The 16755-nt window shown below is 48.1% G+C and carries 16 protein-coding genes; 3 read left to right on the top strand and 13 right to left on the bottom strand.

Going from position 1 to position 16755, the window contains the following annotated elements:
• The first annotated feature begins 102 nt into the window (after positions 1-102).
• A complete protein-coding gene (locus MKY59_RS04255; RefSeq protein WP_339276155.1) occupies positions 103-1164 on the top strand; it encodes a hypothetical protein in 1062 nt (353 codons plus the stop codon).
• 74 nt (positions 1165-1238) lie between these two features.
• On the opposite strand, the gene MKY59_RS04250 is transcribed toward MKY59_RS04255, so the two are convergent.
• The 7 genes from MKY59_RS04250 to MKY59_RS04220 all read right to left on the bottom strand — a co-directional run bounded on the left by MKY59_RS04250 (position 1239) and on the right by MKY59_RS04220 (position 8567).
• The gene (locus tag MKY59_RS04250; protein ID WP_236420691.1) at positions 1239-1406 is read right to left on the bottom strand and encodes a DUF3934 family protein; all 168 of its coding nucleotides are present in this window, start codon (positions 1404-1406) and stop codon (positions 1239-1241) included.
• A 203-nt stretch (positions 1407-1609) separates the two neighbouring features.
• The gene (locus MKY59_RS04245) at positions 1610-2833 is read right to left on the bottom strand and encodes an MFS transporter (RefSeq protein WP_339276153.1); all 1224 of its coding nucleotides are present in this window, start codon (positions 2831-2833) and stop codon (positions 1610-1612) included.
• Between the two features lie 88 nt (positions 2834-2921).
• Complete coding sequence (locus MKY59_RS04240; protein WP_339276151.1) at positions 2922-3518, bottom strand: TetR/AcrR family transcriptional regulator; 597 nt, start codon at positions 3516-3518, stop codon at positions 2922-2924.
• A 123-nt stretch (positions 3519-3641) separates the two neighbouring features.
• Entirely contained in the window at positions 3642-4790 is a 1149-nt protein-coding gene (locus tag MKY59_RS04235; protein WP_339276149.1) for a trypsin-like peptidase domain-containing protein, read from the bottom strand.
• Between the two features lie 12 nt (positions 4791-4802).
• Positions 4803-6041: an FxLYD domain-containing protein gene (locus MKY59_RS04230; protein ID WP_339276148.1), complete on the bottom strand. Its 1239-nt coding sequence runs from the start codon at positions 6039-6041 to the stop codon at positions 4803-4805.
• Positions 6042-6226: 185 nt separating this feature from the next.
• Positions 6227-6355 carry a hypothetical protein gene (locus tag MKY59_RS04225; protein WP_290371496.1) on the bottom strand — a complete coding sequence of 43 codons (129 nt, stop codon included), beginning with the start codon at positions 6353-6355 and terminating at the stop codon, positions 6227-6229.
• A gap of 106 nt (positions 6356-6461) precedes the next feature.
• Positions 6462-8567, bottom strand: coding sequence for a penicillin-binding transpeptidase domain-containing protein (locus MKY59_RS04220; RefSeq protein WP_339276146.1), 2106 nt, complete (start codon positions 8565-8567; stop codon positions 6462-6464).
• Positions 8568-8715: 148 nt separating this feature from the next.
• Between MKY59_RS04220 and MKY59_RS04215 the strand changes: the two genes are divergently transcribed.
• Positions 8716-9120 (top strand): CBS domain-containing protein, encoded by a 405-nt coding sequence (locus MKY59_RS04215; RefSeq protein WP_236420722.1) that lies wholly within the window; start codon positions 8716-8718, stop codon positions 9118-9120.
• A 201-nt stretch (positions 9121-9321) separates the two neighbouring features.
• Here the strand turns inward: MKY59_RS04215 and MKY59_RS04210 are convergent, their stop codons facing one another.
• Positions 9322-10248, bottom strand: coding sequence for a copper amine oxidase N-terminal domain-containing protein (locus MKY59_RS04210; RefSeq protein ID WP_339276145.1), 927 nt, complete (start codon positions 10246-10248; stop codon positions 9322-9324).
• Between the two features lie 210 nt (positions 10249-10458).
• Between MKY59_RS04210 and MKY59_RS04205 the strand changes: the two genes are divergently transcribed.
• Complete coding sequence (locus MKY59_RS04205; protein ID WP_236420684.1) at positions 10459-10944, top strand: hypothetical protein; 486 nt, start codon at positions 10459-10461, stop codon at positions 10942-10944.
• A 414-nt stretch (positions 10945-11358) separates the two neighbouring features.
• Here the strand turns inward: MKY59_RS04205 and MKY59_RS04200 are convergent, their stop codons facing one another.
• From MKY59_RS04200 to MKY59_RS04180, 5 genes are all read right to left on the bottom strand, one after another.
• The gene (locus tag MKY59_RS04200; RefSeq protein WP_339276143.1) at positions 11359-12429 is read right to left on the bottom strand and encodes an ABC transporter permease subunit; all 1071 of its coding nucleotides are present in this window, start codon (positions 12427-12429) and stop codon (positions 11359-11361) included.
• Entirely contained in the window at positions 12426-13301 is an 876-nt protein-coding gene (locus MKY59_RS04195) for an ABC transporter ATP-binding protein (RefSeq protein ID WP_236420682.1), read from the bottom strand. The genes MKY59_RS04200 and MKY59_RS04195 overlap by 4 nt, the downstream gene beginning before the upstream one ends.
• Positions 13282-14127 carry a hypothetical protein gene (locus tag MKY59_RS04190; RefSeq protein WP_339276142.1) on the bottom strand — a complete coding sequence of 282 codons (846 nt, stop codon included), beginning with the start codon at positions 14125-14127 and terminating at the stop codon, positions 13282-13284. Before MKY59_RS04190 ends, MKY59_RS04195 begins: the two co-directional genes overlap by 20 nt.
• A complete protein-coding gene (locus MKY59_RS04185; protein WP_236420680.1) occupies positions 14102-14674 on the bottom strand; it encodes an RNA polymerase sigma factor in 573 nt (190 codons plus the stop codon). Before MKY59_RS04185 ends, MKY59_RS04190 begins: the two co-directional genes overlap by 26 nt.
• A 157-nt stretch (positions 14675-14831) precedes the next feature.
• Positions 14832-16742, bottom strand: coding sequence for a beta-glucoside-specific PTS transporter subunit IIABC (locus MKY59_RS04180; protein ID WP_339276141.1), 1911 nt, complete (start codon positions 16740-16742; stop codon positions 14832-14834).
• Between the last annotated feature and the right edge of the window lie 13 nt (positions 16743-16755).

The raw sequence follows: 16755 nt of genomic DNA, 5'->3' as shown, positions 1-16755 counted from the left end.
TGTAATACTTAAGATGTATACTCTTTCCTTTCTCTAAATGGTAAAATAACCCTTTACCTTAAGGAATCATCTGAAGAAAAATGGAGAAGGAGGATTTCGGACGTGTCGTCTCATAACCGAACCATTCAAATAACATTGATCCTATTTATCATGATCGTCCTGACCAGCTGCTCAACCATGCCTGGCAGTAGCGATAAGGCCTTTACCGAGCATGCACTTTTTTCGATGTATGAGGAAGTAAGCATCACGTTGCCTACAGATTGGAGAACCGATACGGATTACAAAAGTCCCTCGTTACTAAAGGCCATTCCAGCCGATAAGTCCAAAATACTCCGCATTGATCGAAAGAACCGCGCGGATTACGCGTCAGACACCTCACTTCAAGATTATGTAGCTACATATGAAAAAAACATACATAAAACACAGGAATCCATGAATGCAAAAGAGTATGAAATTGATAAGGGCAACATGAAGATCAATGAGCATCAAGCATATTATAAGAAAGCCAACATTGATAATGGCCGGTCCGTATTCGGAAACATCTACGTCATTTTCGAAAGCGAACAGCACTTTAATATTGTCTCATACTCGTCCAAGTCTCCGCTTAATTCCTCGGATACTAAGCTGTTCGAAAAAGCGGTTCAGAGCGTTCGCATTATGAACGATAACCCAGCAAACGCGGATATCATGAGTTCTTCTCCCTATTTGTCTCCTCATGGCAATGGAGGAATGTTCTCGCCTTTCGAAATCCGATTACCTTCCAATTGGAAAATAAACAAACAAAAAATAAATCCCGAGTCCGTCTTGGAGGTAAGCAATGGGGCCAATCAAGATTATTTGGTCATCTTCCGTAATTCCAAAAACGAATTTGACTCGCAAACAAAGCTAAAGGATTTTTATGAACCCTTGCTTGATAGCCTAGCCGGATCTGATCCCCTACCGAAACCGGCAGCAGTCACGATCAACGGATTAAAGGGAATCCAAATTGAGTACTATAAAGAAGTAAACAATCGCAAAATCGGACAATTGGATACGTTTCTTGAAACGTCCGACCACTTTATCGAAATTTATTTTTATACACCTGCGAGCAGGTTTGAGCGTGTTAAAGCGGACTACAAAAACTACACAAAAACTTATAAGGAACTTGACATTAAACAACATTAAATAAAAGGAGATCTGCCTGGAATCCAGTCAGATCTCTTTTTTAACTATTCTGATGTGGGGTACGTATCAGCTTTCTATCGCTCGGTCGTTCCTCCGGCCTCCCCGGCCTCGTTCTTCCGCTTCGTGCCTTTGCTTTTATAAGGCTTCGGGGCACTTTTGGCCCGATTGGCGCTGGCTTGCCAACGGTTCCAGCCTTTTTTGCCCGTACCGCGACCCGTGCCGCCCTTTTTGGATTTGCTCATGTTATCACTCCAATGATCCCGTATATGCTCAAATAATCGTTCTTGGCAACTTGTTAGGCAACCCAGTCCATATTATTCAGTTCAACAACTTTTATTATAACAAAAATCGCCATCATTACCTCCAAAAAAAGAACAGGTCCGTTACACTTTCGTGCAGCTGACCTGTTCTTCTCGTTGAACAAACGATGTATCGAATGATTGCATTACATCTCCGCTTTCGGTTGCCCCGTCGCTTTGGTGCCTCTCATCAATCGGATCGAGAGCAGGAAGCAGACGGCCAGCACCGCAGCCGCGGATACGTACGGATAATTGATATTGACGTCAAACAACGCTCCAGCCACGATTGGGCCAGCAATGTTGCCAAGGCTTGTGTATGCCGAATTCAGTCCGGCCACAAAGCCTTGCTGCTCTTCTGCGAGCTTCGACATCTGCGTGCTGATCGCCGGTCGCAAAATGTCCATGCCCAGGAACACGACAAAGGTTACGACGAAAATCAGCCAGTACGTATGAACGAACAACGTAAGCAGAATAAATACCGCAACGAAGAAGAGACATACCGAGATGACCAACTTTTCGCCAAAACGATTCAGCAGCCATCCGATGAACGCAACCTGCACCACAGCCCCTGCAATCGAGCCAAAAGTAATAATGAAGGCGATATCTTTCGTTGTAAATCCAAATTTATGATCGACGAACAAGGAAAATACCGTTTCATAGTTAGCCAATCCAAAGGCCATGACAAAAACGATGATCAAACTAAAGAAATACGGCTCCCGATAGGATCGAAGCAGCTGGGTAACCAGGCCCGGTCCTTTCTCCTTCACCGCATTGGCCCCAGCCGGTGCGTTGTGTTCTGCCGTTTGGCGTACCGATTCAGGCAAAATGACCAATGTAATGATCGCTGCCAGCAATCCGGCAACCCCTGCCGAGTAAAAAGGAACGCGAATGCCGAATTCGGCAATATAACCGCCGATCCCCGGCCCGATGATGAATCCGGTCGTGATGGCCGCATTGATCAGGCCCATGCCTCTGCCGCGTTCTTCGTCCGACGTAATGTCTGCCGTGTAGGCCATGACGGCCGGGAAAATCATCGCTGCGCCGATTCCTCCCAGCATCCGGGCAGCAAAGAGCAGCACCGGCGCGTTCACTGCGCCGAACATGAACTCCGAAACGGCAAAAAACAACATGCCGATGACGATGATCTTTTTGCGTCCCCATGCGTCGGACCACCTGCCCGCAATGGGAGAAAACAGAAACTGGGTAAACGAGAAGGCTGCAACGAGCAGTCCCACCGTCGTACCCGAAATGTGCAACAGGTCCATGTATGCCGGCATGATCGGCACGACCAGTCCTATGCCCGTAAACACCAGAAAAATATTAAGCATCAACAGCAGCAGTGCGCCCCTGTTTCGTGTTAACAATGCCATGATTTGCTTCCTCCATATGTCTTAGAAAAAATCCGTTGGTTTGAGTCGCCGACCTGATCGCTAGAACGTAATAATAAGGTCAGGTCGGCTATTTGGTTACTGAAATGCCGTGCAAAATAACTTCTGCCGCCTGATGATACAGCGCAAGCGCCTGTTCTGGCTCCATCCCGCGCGACATCTGGCTCAGACCGATGATGGTGCTCTCCATGAGGATCGCCAGATGGTCGACATTGTCTGCCTTGAACTCCCCGTTTTCGATGCCCTCTCGAATCAGGTTTCGGTTGAATTGAATATGGTCCTTCATGATCTGGTCGATCCGTTCCTCGATATCGTTGGCTTTCTTCTCCCCGGTGAAGAACTCATCCGCCGCCTTGGTCAACGGGTGGTTCATGTCATCCATCACCAGATGCTCCATCAACCCGAAAATTTTGGCCGTGCAGGTAGGATACATATGAACCTTTGCAGCCCAGCTTTCCTCCCATTCCCGGTTCCATTCGTCAATGAGGTAGAGGAACAAGCCTTCCTTGCTTTTAAAATGATAGTATATATTCCCCTTACTGCTGCCTGTGGCTGAGACAATGTCTTCGATCGACGTTGCCTTGTACCCCTTTTGGGCAAACAGCGCCTTGGAGGCTTCCGCAAGTTTGCGTTTGGTCTGCTCGGTTTGAAGCTGTTTCTTGTTCATAGACTCCACTTCGCTTTCTTGATACTGAACGTTCGTTCTGTATTTTAACAAATCATGCTCATATAAGCAATCAAAAAGGAGAAAAGAGTTATATCTCTTTTCCCCAATAAAGAAGTTCTTCATTCATTTCATCTTTTTGCCTTGCCCATGTAAAATTTTAAGCTGTCCGTTCTCGTAACCGAGCTGATACGTCACCTTATATTTGCTCGTCACCAGTTCGCCGTCCCTTCGCTCATCCGCAGTGATGACGGCCTTGACCTCCATCTCTTCCTCTCCCTTGGAGGCGGATGAAACCTCGCCAATCGTGACATAGCTGGTGTTGATATAACCTTCGCGGAATTTGGTGTAGCTGGTCCCGCTCTGCCACTCGCTTCCCAGAAAAGCATAAGCGGTAACGTAATCCCCTGCATTAAGGCTTCCATAAAAAGCTTTCACCAGGTCCTCAGCAAGCTGCCCATCCACACTGGTCTGCGAAGCATCGCCTTTGCCTGTCTTTGCGGCCACCGCATTGGACCCTGCGCTGGACCAGGCCTGCACTTGCTTCAACACGCTGGTGATCGGGATGCTGAAGCCGATCCCGCCCTCTTGTTCAACGACGGCCGAATTGATGCCGAGCACTTCGCCCGTCTCCGCGCTGATAAGCGGCCCGCCGCTATTCCCATGGGTAATAGGTGCCGAGATTTGGTACAGATTGCTGTAGATATAGGAGTCGATCTCAAAGCTTCGTCCCAGACCGCTGATGATGCCTGTTGTCACGGTGTTCTCAAAGCCAAGCGGGCTGCCGAGGGCCAAGACTTCGTCGCCGATCTCCGCCTTCGATTTGGCGATCGGGAGCGGCTTCACCTTTTTCAGGCCAGGCACCCTGACCACAGCGACGTCGGTTTCCTCCCCGATGCCAATGACCGTGCCCGTAAGTTCTTCATGGTTCAGGGTACGAATCGTCACCTCCGTATAACCCTCTACCACGTGGGCATTGGTCACTACATCTCCCTGTTCGTTATACAGGAATCCGGAGCCAAGTCCGCCGTCGGTCTCGATGGTAACGACTTTTTTCTGACTGTCCTCAATGATCTGTTTAATCGTTTTTGGCGCAGCTGCGGTCGATTCGTTTTTCGCTTGACCCTTCTCTTCCTTCACCGGCACCACGGCTAGACGCGGCTTCTGCTGCTCCAGCTGCTGGGCTGAAATATGGTGAATGTAGAAGACCCCCGCAGTCCCGGCACCGATAATAACCGCGCTGGCAATGATGGTGCCCCATATTCGTTTGGACATGTCCGATGCCTCCTATTCCAAATACCAGGTTGCACCCGACACGGACACGTTTGCCGACTGGTACACGCCGTAGTAATACGTTTCAAAACTGCCTTGTTCAGAGGCTGCCAATGTGCCCGGGTACACGTACGCTTCGGTTTGGCCAATATAATAGCCGTCGGTGCTGTAAATATCGATCGTCAGCGCGACCGACCAGATCGGACGGGTGGCATTGTTCACGACGGTTCCGCCAATGTACAGATCGCCATACTCGTCGAGTTCAGCTTGCAAATCCAGCACGCTTACCGCTGCCGTACGGTTTTTCAAATCTTCTTCGGCCGCCTGCTGCTCAGCCAGCCGGATCCGCTCCGCCTCGGCCTCTTCGAATGCCTTTTTTTCGCTCAAAACCCGTTCCCGATATTCGGTCAGCTTCTCATTCTCCGGCGCGTAAGAAAGCCCTTGATCCACCGTTTGCAATGCTGCCGTGAAGTCTTTCTTCTTCACCAGCTGTTCTGCATCTTGATAACTGATGCTTGCCAATTTGTCGATAATTTGCTTTTGCACCGCTTGAGCTTCTTTGCCTTTCAAGGCCGATACGGTCTCCAATTTTTCAGCAAGGGCAGACACTGTAGTCAGGCCGTCGATTTCCTTTTTCACTTTCAACACGGACAGCGTCACCTGCTGCTTGCCGAGTTCGCTGCGCACGTTGTCGAATGCCGGTTCTTCACGCTCCTTGAGCGCTTTGGCCACGGCTTGAAGCGTTTTGCTCGCTTCCGACAGCTTGCCGGTTTTCAGGCTCTCGGCAGCCTGCTTCAACTGATTCATCTGATTGAAGGCTTTCGCCGCGATCTGACGATCCTCGGTCAATGCTTCCACGTTTGGCCGTTTTTCGAGGGCCGCATCAAGCAGCTTCAGCGCTTCCGCATACTTTCCCTCCAACGCCGCCTTCTCGGCCTGCTCGTGCAACGTCAACACTTCATCGTTCACTGCGCTTTCCTGGTTGTAATAGTACGTCAATAATGCTCCTACAATCGCAGCCAGAAGCAGTGGAACGAGAATGCTCCACGTCCGGCCGACCCAGCCCCCGCTTTGCTGGGGAGCAGACTGCTGCCTGGAGAGCAATGGGGCGGACTCTGCTCCCATTTCCAATCCGACGGCCGTTTCCGCCCAAATCTGCTCTTCCGTGGTACTGGCGCTGATTAACTTCGTTTTGCACTTTCCGCATGCGACATCTCCGGGGCTGCTCTTGGTCCCACACACATGACAATACACCCGAATCCCTCCATCTGCCAAAGAACGTATGTATCCTATGCTAAGCTTGCTTCTTGATGCTACCGCCGCTAACTGCAACACTTCACGAATCGACATTTATCATATAGCAAAAAGGGAAATTGCACCATATCCTGCAGCAAAAAAAGAGACCCGCCCGAAAGCGGCATCCCTTTCCTTCTTCGTTGTTATTGCCGTCCTGCACGCACCCGGATGTCCCCGACTTCATTGGCGTTGAATGCAAAAGCATTGCCACCCTGTCCCACATTGGCATGTGCCGTTTGACGGGCTTTGAAGTTCAGGCGGCTGCGGTCCACGTGTGAATGCACCCTGGTCGCGAAAACCAAAAAAACTTCCCGGTAACCCGGAAAGTTTTTTGGCGTTGTCTATTATTATCATGCATCATGGGAGATGGCTCACGGCTTATCCATTCCATTTCTCAAGAAACGGCTTCAGCTTGTCGACGACATGATGACTGCCGCCCCTTCCGTTTACGTTCTCAATGACCGCGGCCAGCAGAAAGCTTGGCTGCTCGGTATCAAACACCACGAAAAATCCGTTCTCCTGCCCGCGTTCCCCTTTCTTCGCCTTCAGCTCGGCCGTTCCGGTTTTGGCAGCAAGTTTGGTCGGAAGCGTGCTTAATGAATGGGCCGTCCCTCCTGACCGGGATACCACTTCGCCCAGTGCATCTTTCACCGTATTAGCTGCCTCTGGCGTGATGACCACTTCCGGAGCGGACGTTTCCTTCCCGGAAATCAGGACCGGCTTCACCATTTTCCCCTCATTCACAAAGGGAGTAAATGCCGTGGCCAAGTGAATGGGGGACATCAACATTTCACCCTGACCATAAGCCGTATCGGCCAGCAATACCTCCGACTTCAGCTCCTTGTTGTTTTCGTTGGCATACTGGCTTGGTTTCAAATACAATTCGTCCAATCCAAAATTGCCGCCAAAGCCGAATTTGCGAATGCCGTCAATGAACCGCTCGCTGCCCATCTCCAGTGCTTCCATCGCAAAATAAATATTGTCCGAATACACGAGTGCATCCACCATGTTCACCGGAGAGACGTTCTTGACCCGGGTTACGTAGTAACCTCCCCAACTCGCATCCTTCCTCCATTGCAGTCCGGCAATGTCGTGACTCTTATCCGGCGTAGTTACCTTCTCCATCAAACCTGCCGCCGCCGTGACGGCTTTAAAGGTTGAGCCGGGCGCATAGCGGTTAGTGAACCGGTTAACGAACGGAAGCTGTTCATTCGAGGAATAAGCGTCCCATTCCGCCTGCGTCAACCCCGTAACCATTTTGTTCGGGTCATAGGAAGGAGCGCTCGCCAGGGCGAGCAGATCCCCTTTCGTTGGATCCATCATAACCATCGCGCCGGCATCTCCGCCGCTGGATAACGTCTTATAGAGCTCTTTTTGCGTTTTGGTGCGAATCGTCAATTGAATGTTTTGCCCGTTAACGGCATCCTTGCGCAATACCTCGGAACGCATATTGCCATTCTCATCCGTGATCTCGATCACTCCTCCGCGTTCCCCGCGCAGCTGCTTCTCCAATGACTGCTCCAGACCCGCCTTGCCGATCCAGTCTTCCGCCCGGTAGTATCCTTCCGCGTCTTTCTCCAGATCCTCCCGGGTCACCTTCCGCACGTAACCGATCAAATGAGCGGCTGCTTCACCCAATGGATACTGCCTGATCTCTTTCGTCTGGATTTGAACGCCTTTCAGCGCTGCCGGTATTCGTTCATCGTCCGTCATGGCGATAGGCACGAAATAGTCCGGTTTGACCCAGCTCTGGTTTATCGCCTTGTTAATTGCATCTTCGGATACGTTATAGTGCTGCGCGATGCTGGCAATCATCTGATCCGGGGCGTCACCCAGTTTGCTCGGAACGATGCCCCACTCTAGGGCAGTCCCCTTGGTTGCCAGCGGCAATCCATCCCGATCGACAATGTCGCCTCGCTCCGGCAGCAGCGTCCGCACCCTCACCTTGCTGCCTTTGACCATATCGGACAAGATCATGGACGGCTGCCATTCGATCCGCCATACCTTGCCGCCATCGTCCAGCTCCTGCTTCACCAGATTCAAGCTTTGCGTTTCATTCACTTCACCCAGAAAGGTGGTCAATCGCAATGTATATTCAGCCTTGTAGGTATTGGGATCCTGTTCAGGCCCCTCCGTTCCTTCAGTCTTTTTCCCGCTCGTTGTGCCGCCGTCTTGAGGCGTTTCCGCCACAGGCTGCGGTTTCAGCTCTGCCTTGACCGCCGAAACCTGCATGCCGGAGTAGATCGCGTTATACTTTTCCGCGAACTGCTCCCGGTTCATTCCGGAGGCCTCCAACGAAGCTGGCGTCATCAAGCCGTAGAGCTGGTCGAATTCTTTCTTTTGCAAATGATCTATGTATTGTTCCACGACGACTTCGGGTTTGGGTTCCGGCGCCTTGTTGCTCTGCATATATAGGTACATACCGATCCCGCCTGCGAACAGAATGGGCAGCAATCCGTACATCAGTTTGCGTTTCGATTTCATCGTTAAATCACCTCTATGATACACTATAGAATTCCTGAGCCCGAGAAACAATGAAACAAATATGACGAATTTATCATTAGACCTAGCCGGAACATCACATAATATGTGTATAATGTAAGTACGAAATTTACAGCAAAGGAGCCCGATGATGGAAATCAGCTATTTTTTACTCCCCAAAGCAGAAGTGGCCTATATCAAGTCCTCCGCCTCCATGAAGGAAGCCATTGAGCAGCTTGAATCCCAGCACTACACCGCCATTCCCGTCATTGACCAGGATGGAAAATACGTTGCAACACTGTCCGAAGGCGATTTGTTATGGAAGATGCGCAGCACCCCCGGATTGACGTTCGATAACATGGACCAGGTACCGGTGCATGAAATCAAAAACCGGGTCTACAATGAATGCGTATACATCAAGGCTGAAATGGAAGACATGCTGACGCTTGCCGCAGACCAGAATTTCGTGCCGGTCGTCGATGTGGACCGGGTTTTTCTCGGCATCATCCGGCGCAAAGACATCATTGAATACTACACACGCAACATTTCGGATTAATGGAATCGAACACAGCCCGACCGCCGGGCATTCGAAAGGCAAACAACGAGCTAAAACGCTTGTTGCTTGCCTTTTTTATCATAATTATAAAATTTTAGTGCATCACCTTTCCTGATTTCACAAGAACAAATATCCGCTATACGTATTCAGATTTCTTTGCCATTACGTCAGTCGGGTCAGTCGTTGTTATAACTTTACCAATTATTTTTCTTCAGGAATATCGACAATAATATAGTTTTCCTTCAGATCAGCTTCGGGAACTTCAGCTTCTTTAAACTCAACATCCTTCCAATTCTCCTTATTGATTAAACCATATCCAGTAGAAGTAATATGAGGCATCCAGCGAAAGCTGGCGAATGTCGTATCTTTGAAATTGGGCAATGAACCGTTCTCTTTTGTAAAGGAGCCGTTTATGAAATAAAGATTTTGCTGCGTAGCGGCCTTTTCCCCAATGAAAGCTTGCCACTTAAGGTAAGCTGTGTTATTCGTAATTTGATAATAACGGATTACATTATTATTGACTTCGATGAATCGATCTTTTGTATTTTTCGGAAAATAATATTGAAGACTGGCTGTTTCTATAGATGGTTCAAATTCCTCCGTGAGCTGTGAAACTCTAGGAAGATTAATCGCAGCATTTCTTGCTGTGCTTAAAACATTGCTCTTCACATCAGTCAGCAGTTTCGTGCTTGGTTTCGAAACAAATGCAGTTTGGGTTTTTTGATTCCATGTTACTGAACCGTCCAACGCTTCTGCAACAAAACGTAAGGGGATCATTGTTTTACCGTTATGAATAAATGGAGCAGTACTTAATGAAACCGAAGCTCCATTTTTTTGCGCTGCTTTTTTATTCATTGTCAACTGCAAGTTTGTGTCGCCCCCCTTCACTGTCACTTGCTTTGTAGTATTATTCCAGGAAAACGTTAACCCACCTAAACTTTTGAGTGAAGTCAAGCTAAAAAACACCTGATTGTTCTTGTTGAGAATTTCTTTTGAATCTAAGTCGTTATTATTCACAACAACCTGTGTTCCTTTTGAACTTTGCACAGCTGCAGCTGCCTCATTGGTTGGAAGTACCAACAGCGAAGAACATAGAACAGCCAAAGAAAACAGTGCTAATTTCTTCATTAGAAAACCTCCCAAAATTTACAATCTTTATATTTATAGACGCGAAAAAAGACATAAGGTTACTTAAAAAAATAAAATAATACATTTTCATACAGTGTTATATTATATAAATCAATGTTTATTTGGTAGATTTGCGATCTCGAGCAGTTTTATCATCAAAGAACGTCCCGTTGATTCCGAATTTGAAGCTCTTATTGGGGGGATTTTCCTATGCGTATTTTTTCTTTTGCAATCTTGTGTGTTTGTTTGATCTTAACGGCATGTAGAAGTAACTCTGAGAACACGAACCCAAGCAATAGTGTGCTGGTTGAGGATCCAAAGGAAGTAGATATCAATAAGCTGGGCCCCTTCAAAAAAGGACTTTCACTAGATGAAATGAAATATGATGAGAAATATCAAGATATCGTCATCCTATTCAAAGAGAATTTAACCGCATGGGCAGCGAAAAATAAAACTGCCTTTAAAAATAGTTTTGTTTCAGAGGATGTAGCGAATAGTCAACTGTTTTTACTAGAAAACGATGAAGACTTTGAATTTGTCGGGACACCTTATATCATCGACCAATCCTCCGAAAACGGAAGAATTAACATCGTATTCTATTACAGAACAAGCGGAGATGAAAAAGAACTTAAGATGCACACCACAACATTTACAAAAAATAAAGATGAGTCATGGAGAGTTGCGTTAATTGATTAGGGATTAGTGGAAGTCTTGTTGACTGTTATTAATGGGGAAAATTAGGTACTTTTTCGGAGCCTGACGACCTCGGAAATCGCGTGTGCTATGTCAAACTGCTGTCCATAGTGTGTATACAGCTGAGCGCTGCTGGCATTCGGGGCATTGAAGACATATGTTCCCTCTGCCTCCCGGCGGCTCAATCTTTGAATTTCATAAACATCCGCGTCCGAGTGATGCCCTCCTCCTCCGAAAAGTATATCCACAATGTATCAAAATCGAAGAACGTTTGGAAACATCACATTCTGCTCATAACATGAAAAGAAGAAGCCCGCAAAACATTGCGGACTATTTTGGATAACAGCGATCGGAAGATGGTACTGCACTCACAGTGGCCTAGTGTGATTGATTAATGCGGTTTCTATAGCGGGTTCATCAAGAAAAAACCTCGCGAGTGCGGAATGTACGATAAGTACCAAATACGACGCCAATCGTAACTACACCCATGATGATCATATACAAATTTAAATAGGACAGCTCCAGTCCAAATACCGAATAGCTTGCCGGCGTTTGGAACAGCCTCGTTACACGCATCATTGTACTGAATGAAAATTCCTCAATCCACTTGGCCCATCCCGGGTTGAAGTTCAACACATCGAATGCCAGATAAGGCACGCCTACAATCGCAACATTAATGATGATGGCAACAAACGACGTTGAACTAAGCGCAGAAACGCATAACACAACACATGCAAAGACCAGACTGCCTGCCAGGTGAGTGACCAACTGTACTCCATAATACTGAACCGCCGATAATCGATAAGGAGAGAACTCATAGTAAAAGCCCTGAAAATACATCCCAACACTCTGGATAGGCGTATCTGCTCCAGCCAAATTCCCAAACCTTAACCAGTAGATCAACAAATTGACGCTTGTAAACAGTATGACGCATAGCACGACATATAACATGGAGGCCATTAATTTAGCCGAAACGATTTGGCTTCTTCCCCGTTTGCTGCTGCGTAGTAATGCAGCGGTTCCCCGTGAATATTCCTCTGCAAATACGGGCGCCAGTCCGAGCAGAATGATGATCATCATAAAGAGCACTCCAAATTGATCAATGTATTCCAGCAGATAGCCCCATGGTTTATTGTAGTGAATCTCGGAGACGGTTACGGTTCGCTTCATGACATTCCCGCTGTCATCATATCTGGCGTAGTTTTTGATGGATTCCGGTGAAAATATGGAAATGTCATAAAATACGCCATATCGATTCTGATTCTTTTCTTCACTGTAACCCTCGCTTTGCTTCTGATCCTGCGCAGCTTGAACCTTCTCCTCCGTAATGGCTCCTTCATAGGGTTTATAGTATGATGTACCGTTCAATGGCCCGGGATGCCCGAAACAGGCATACAAAGCAAGAAGCACAAGCAGTCCGGCGAGTGCCAGATAAACGCTTTTACGCGTGATTATTTTAGCAAATTCATATTGGGTTAAACGAATCACGATGTCGCCTCCTCGTCAAAATAGTGCATATATACGTCTTCTAGGCGAGGTGTCTCCGGTACAGCATGCGGTACAGGCTGTTCTTTGGCCAGGATTCTGGCTACGATGCCATCCGATTGATAGGACAAGCCGCTTACTTTGAAATGTGAGGTAAGCTCGGCAAGCTGCTGCTGAGTTAGCGTTGCCTTCCAAACGCTGCCCTGCATCCTGTTCATGATCTCTTCCGGCGTGTTCCGGGTGATCAGTTGACCTTCGTTCATCAGAATCATTTCCTTGCACGAGAACTCCAGGTCAGAGATAATATGCGTCGATAACAGTACAATCCGGTCTCTTCCCAGCTCCCCGATAATGTTACGGAATCGAATACGCTCCTTGGGATCAAGGCCTGCCGTAGGTTCGTCAAGGACTAAAATTTGCGGATCATTCAGCAAGGCTTGCGCAATGCCTAGTCTCTGCCTCATGCCCCCAGAGAACGTACGGATTTTATGCTGGGCCTGCTGTTCCAGATCAACCATCCGCAAAGTTTCCTGCACGCGAACACCGGCCTGACTCACACTCAACCCTTTGAGCGAACACATGTACATGAGAAACCGATGAGCACTGAAACGGTTGTAAAATCCGAATCGCTGCGGCATATAACCCAATATGCTGCGATAACGGTCCCCCATCTGTTGGATGGGTTGCCCATCCAGCAGAATCTGTCCTGACGTCGGCTTGGAGATGTCTACAAGCATGCGAAGCAACGTTGTTTTGCCCGCTCCATTCGGTCCGAGCAGCCCGTAAACGCCACCGCTGGACAGCTCCAGCGAGAACGATTTCACTGCCCACTTGTTTCTATATTTCTTGGATACATTATCCATGGTCAATATCAAAGGAATAACCTCTTTCCGCTTGTGATGTATATTTTCGCGCCATCTGGTAGATCTGACTGCTCAACAGGATCACTCCGCATAAGGCGGCGATTATAAGTACTGACGGCTGGATCGATTGAACTAGCGCAATGAATTTGGGATTACTTAATGCCAGCCATATCAGTCCGAACCATAGCGTCAGAAAGATACTGACAGCCGCTCCACCCCTGACACGCATCGCCAACCACAGACTGGCCCCGGCAGCGATCATCAGCTGTGCGTACCATAGACCGACTCCGCTCCATAAGATGGAACTGCCTGTTCCACCGGATATCGCTAGCATAAGGAGAAGTACAAATGCCATATTTGCTGCGAGTACAACGATCAAACGGGTCAGCATCAGCTGTTGTGCCGTAATTTTGCAGGTCAGCTCGATTTCCATGAGCCCATGATCCCTGCCTTTGAATACTTCCAGCAATCCAAGCACAAAAGGTACGGGAACCAGTACGAGACCGCTCATGTAAGGATCGATTTTACTGTGTGTTCCCAGCCAAAATCCGAGCAGCAGGAGCAGGGAACAAACCAACCAGTATGATTTGTGAAAAACCGCGACCTCCCCCCGAACAAGCTGGAATAATTCCCTCATCCGCCTTCCGTATGATGGTTTCGGGCGAACGCTCGCCGGATCCGGCATATGGGCATCCAATGCCCTGATCATTCTGTCGATCTCCATTTCGGATGGAAAATCGACCGCATACTCGTCCAGATAAGAAGCAATTTCATTGTACTCCTCCATCTCCAATTCAATTGCCCGATTTCGTTTATCTCCGTGTCCTCTTCGTTTCATCCCGTCCACCTCCCAGAATAATTTCCCTTAATTTGGCTATGCCCAAGCGTATGCGCGACTTCACTGTCGATTCATTTGCTCCCGTCAGCTCGGCAACCTCCCTGATCTTCAATCCGTTGTAATAGTTCAGGATCACCGCGTCCCTCTGATGCTCGGGCAAACTTAATACCGCCTGCCTGACCTGTTCGTTCTGAAGCTTTTTATGGAATATGTTCCATACATTCTGGTGTTCGCTGGCAGGGAGCGCCTCTTCCGTTAACTCACTTTCTCTCTGTTGTTGCTTGAAATCGCGTCCCCGAAAATAATCCAGGCAATGATTTACTGCAATTTTCAGCAGCCAGTGACTGAATTTTCCGTTATCCCGGTAGCTGTCAAGCGACTTCATCATTTTTACGAATACCTCTTGGGTTAGATCATAAGCGGTATGATAGTCTCCCGTTTTCCGGTACACATAAGCGAATATCGACTTATAATGCCGCTTCACCAGCACTTCCATGGCAGCCCGGCTGCCTTCACGAATCTCCTGAATCAACTCTTCATCATTCAACGCTCCCTCACCCCCTCAATTCAATTAACGATGCCTCGATCAAAAAAGATCAAAAATATTTATGTATTTATTCGGAATGCAGAAAAGCCCGCGAGGTCGCAGGCTTGGAGTCATATTATCTTTCATCTTAAACTAATGTATCATACAACGGATGAATCTATACTTTTATCGCAATCACTGGCGCACCTGCAGAGATGTTTCTTGCCCCAATTCGATTTACCGATGAATAATTGCCAGAATTCGTGATGATTACCGGAGTAATCAGTTCAAAACCTCTTTCCTTGATTTTTGCCAAATCCACTTCCATCATTACATCGCCAACATTCACCTGATCGCCTTCCTGCACTTTGAGGGTGAATCCTTCGCCTTTCAGCTTGACGGTATCCAGGCCCACATGGATCAATACCTCCACACCATCGTTGCCAATGACGGCAATCGCATGTCTGGATTTGGTGATGGTGGTTACTACACCTTCAACAGGAGAAACCACTGTGCCACCCGAAGGGATAATGGCAATTCCTTTTCCCATGGCTTCACTGGAGAATGCTTCATCCGCGACACGGGTCAGTTCTACCACCTCGCCCGACAGCGGACTGTGTACCGTCATCTCTGCCTTTTGTATGGGGGAACCTGAATCGTTATTTGGTCCACGAACATCAGATACGGATACGGAATTTACTGAACTTTGGGGTGTAGACTCCGTAGATTCCGATCGGGTTTTGTACCCCCACAGATAAGTCAGGATAAAACCAACAACGAGACCCACCACCATCTGTAATACATAACCGTAAAATCCTGCATCAATGCCTTGAGGATTGACGGCACCTGGAATACCAAATACACCTGACGGAGCAAACGCATAGACTTTGGACAAAAAGGCCCCACCGATGACCCCACCAACACTACCGCCAATAATCGCCATGATTAACGGTTTTTTCTGAGGAAGCAGCACGCCATACAAGGCGGGTTCACTCACACCAAGCAAGGCTGTACCACCGGTGGAAATCCCCAGCGTTTTCATCTGTTTGTCCCGTGCTCTCAGTCCAAAGGCCAGAGCGGCCCCCGCCATCGCAAACTGATTCGCTGCCAGCAATCCCATAAGAGAATCGAAACCGGTTGTTGCCATATTGTTAATAAAGATCGGAATAAAGGCCCAGTGCAAACCGAACATCACAATGAGAATCCATGGTCCACCCAGCACAAGCCCTGCCAGAATCGGATTGAAATTGTAGATGGCTGTCGTAATATCGGCCAGTCCGTTACTGAGGTACGATATCACGGGGCCAATGATGAATAAGGTCAGGGGGACCGTAATCAGAAGCACGATAAACGGAGCCAAAAAATACTTGAAGCCTTGCGGTATACGCTTCTCGATGACACGATTCAACAAGGATGCAATCCACACCGCTACAATGGCCGGGAATACGGATGATGTGTAATTCATCATATTCATTGGCAAACCCAGGAAGGTCAGTTGTTCCTCGGATGATACAAAAGCCATCAAGGTCGGGTAGACCATGGAGCCCCCGATGATCATCCCCACATATTGATTCAGGCCGAAGTATTTCGCCGCCGAACTGCCCAGGAAAATCGGGAAGAAGTAGAATAATGCATCCCCGATCGCATTGAGCACGATGTACGTTCCATCCGTTGCGGTTAGAACGCCGAATGCAGACAAACACGCCAGCAACCCCTTGATAATACCGCTTGCTGCAAGCGCTCCCATAACAGGTGTGAACACACCGGAAATCATGGAGGTGAAGCGGTCAAAGAGACTCTTCTTCTCTCCTTGTACATCATTACCCGATTCAGTATTGCTCATGTCTCCCAGAAGGGAAGACAGCTCGTTGAATACGGGAACGACTTGGTTCCCAATGACCACTTGATACTGTCCCCCTTGCTGGATGACGGTAAGCACGCCATCCATTTTCTTGATTTCTTCGGCATTGGGAATTTTGCTGTTTTTCAGTTCAAATCTCAAACGGGTAACACAGTGCGTAACCTTGTTGATGTTTTCTCTGCCTCCGACACTGCGTAACACATCCGCTGCCAGTTGACGATGATCCATGCCTGATCACTCC

Origin of the sequence: Paenibacillus sp. FSL W8-0426, from assembly GCF_037969725.1 — a bacterium.
Classification (GTDB): Bacteria; Bacillota; Bacilli; order Paenibacillales; family Paenibacillaceae; genus Paenibacillus; species Paenibacillus hubeiensis.
Note: the sequence above shows the minus strand (reverse complement) of the source record. Positions and strands in the feature narration are given on the sequence as shown.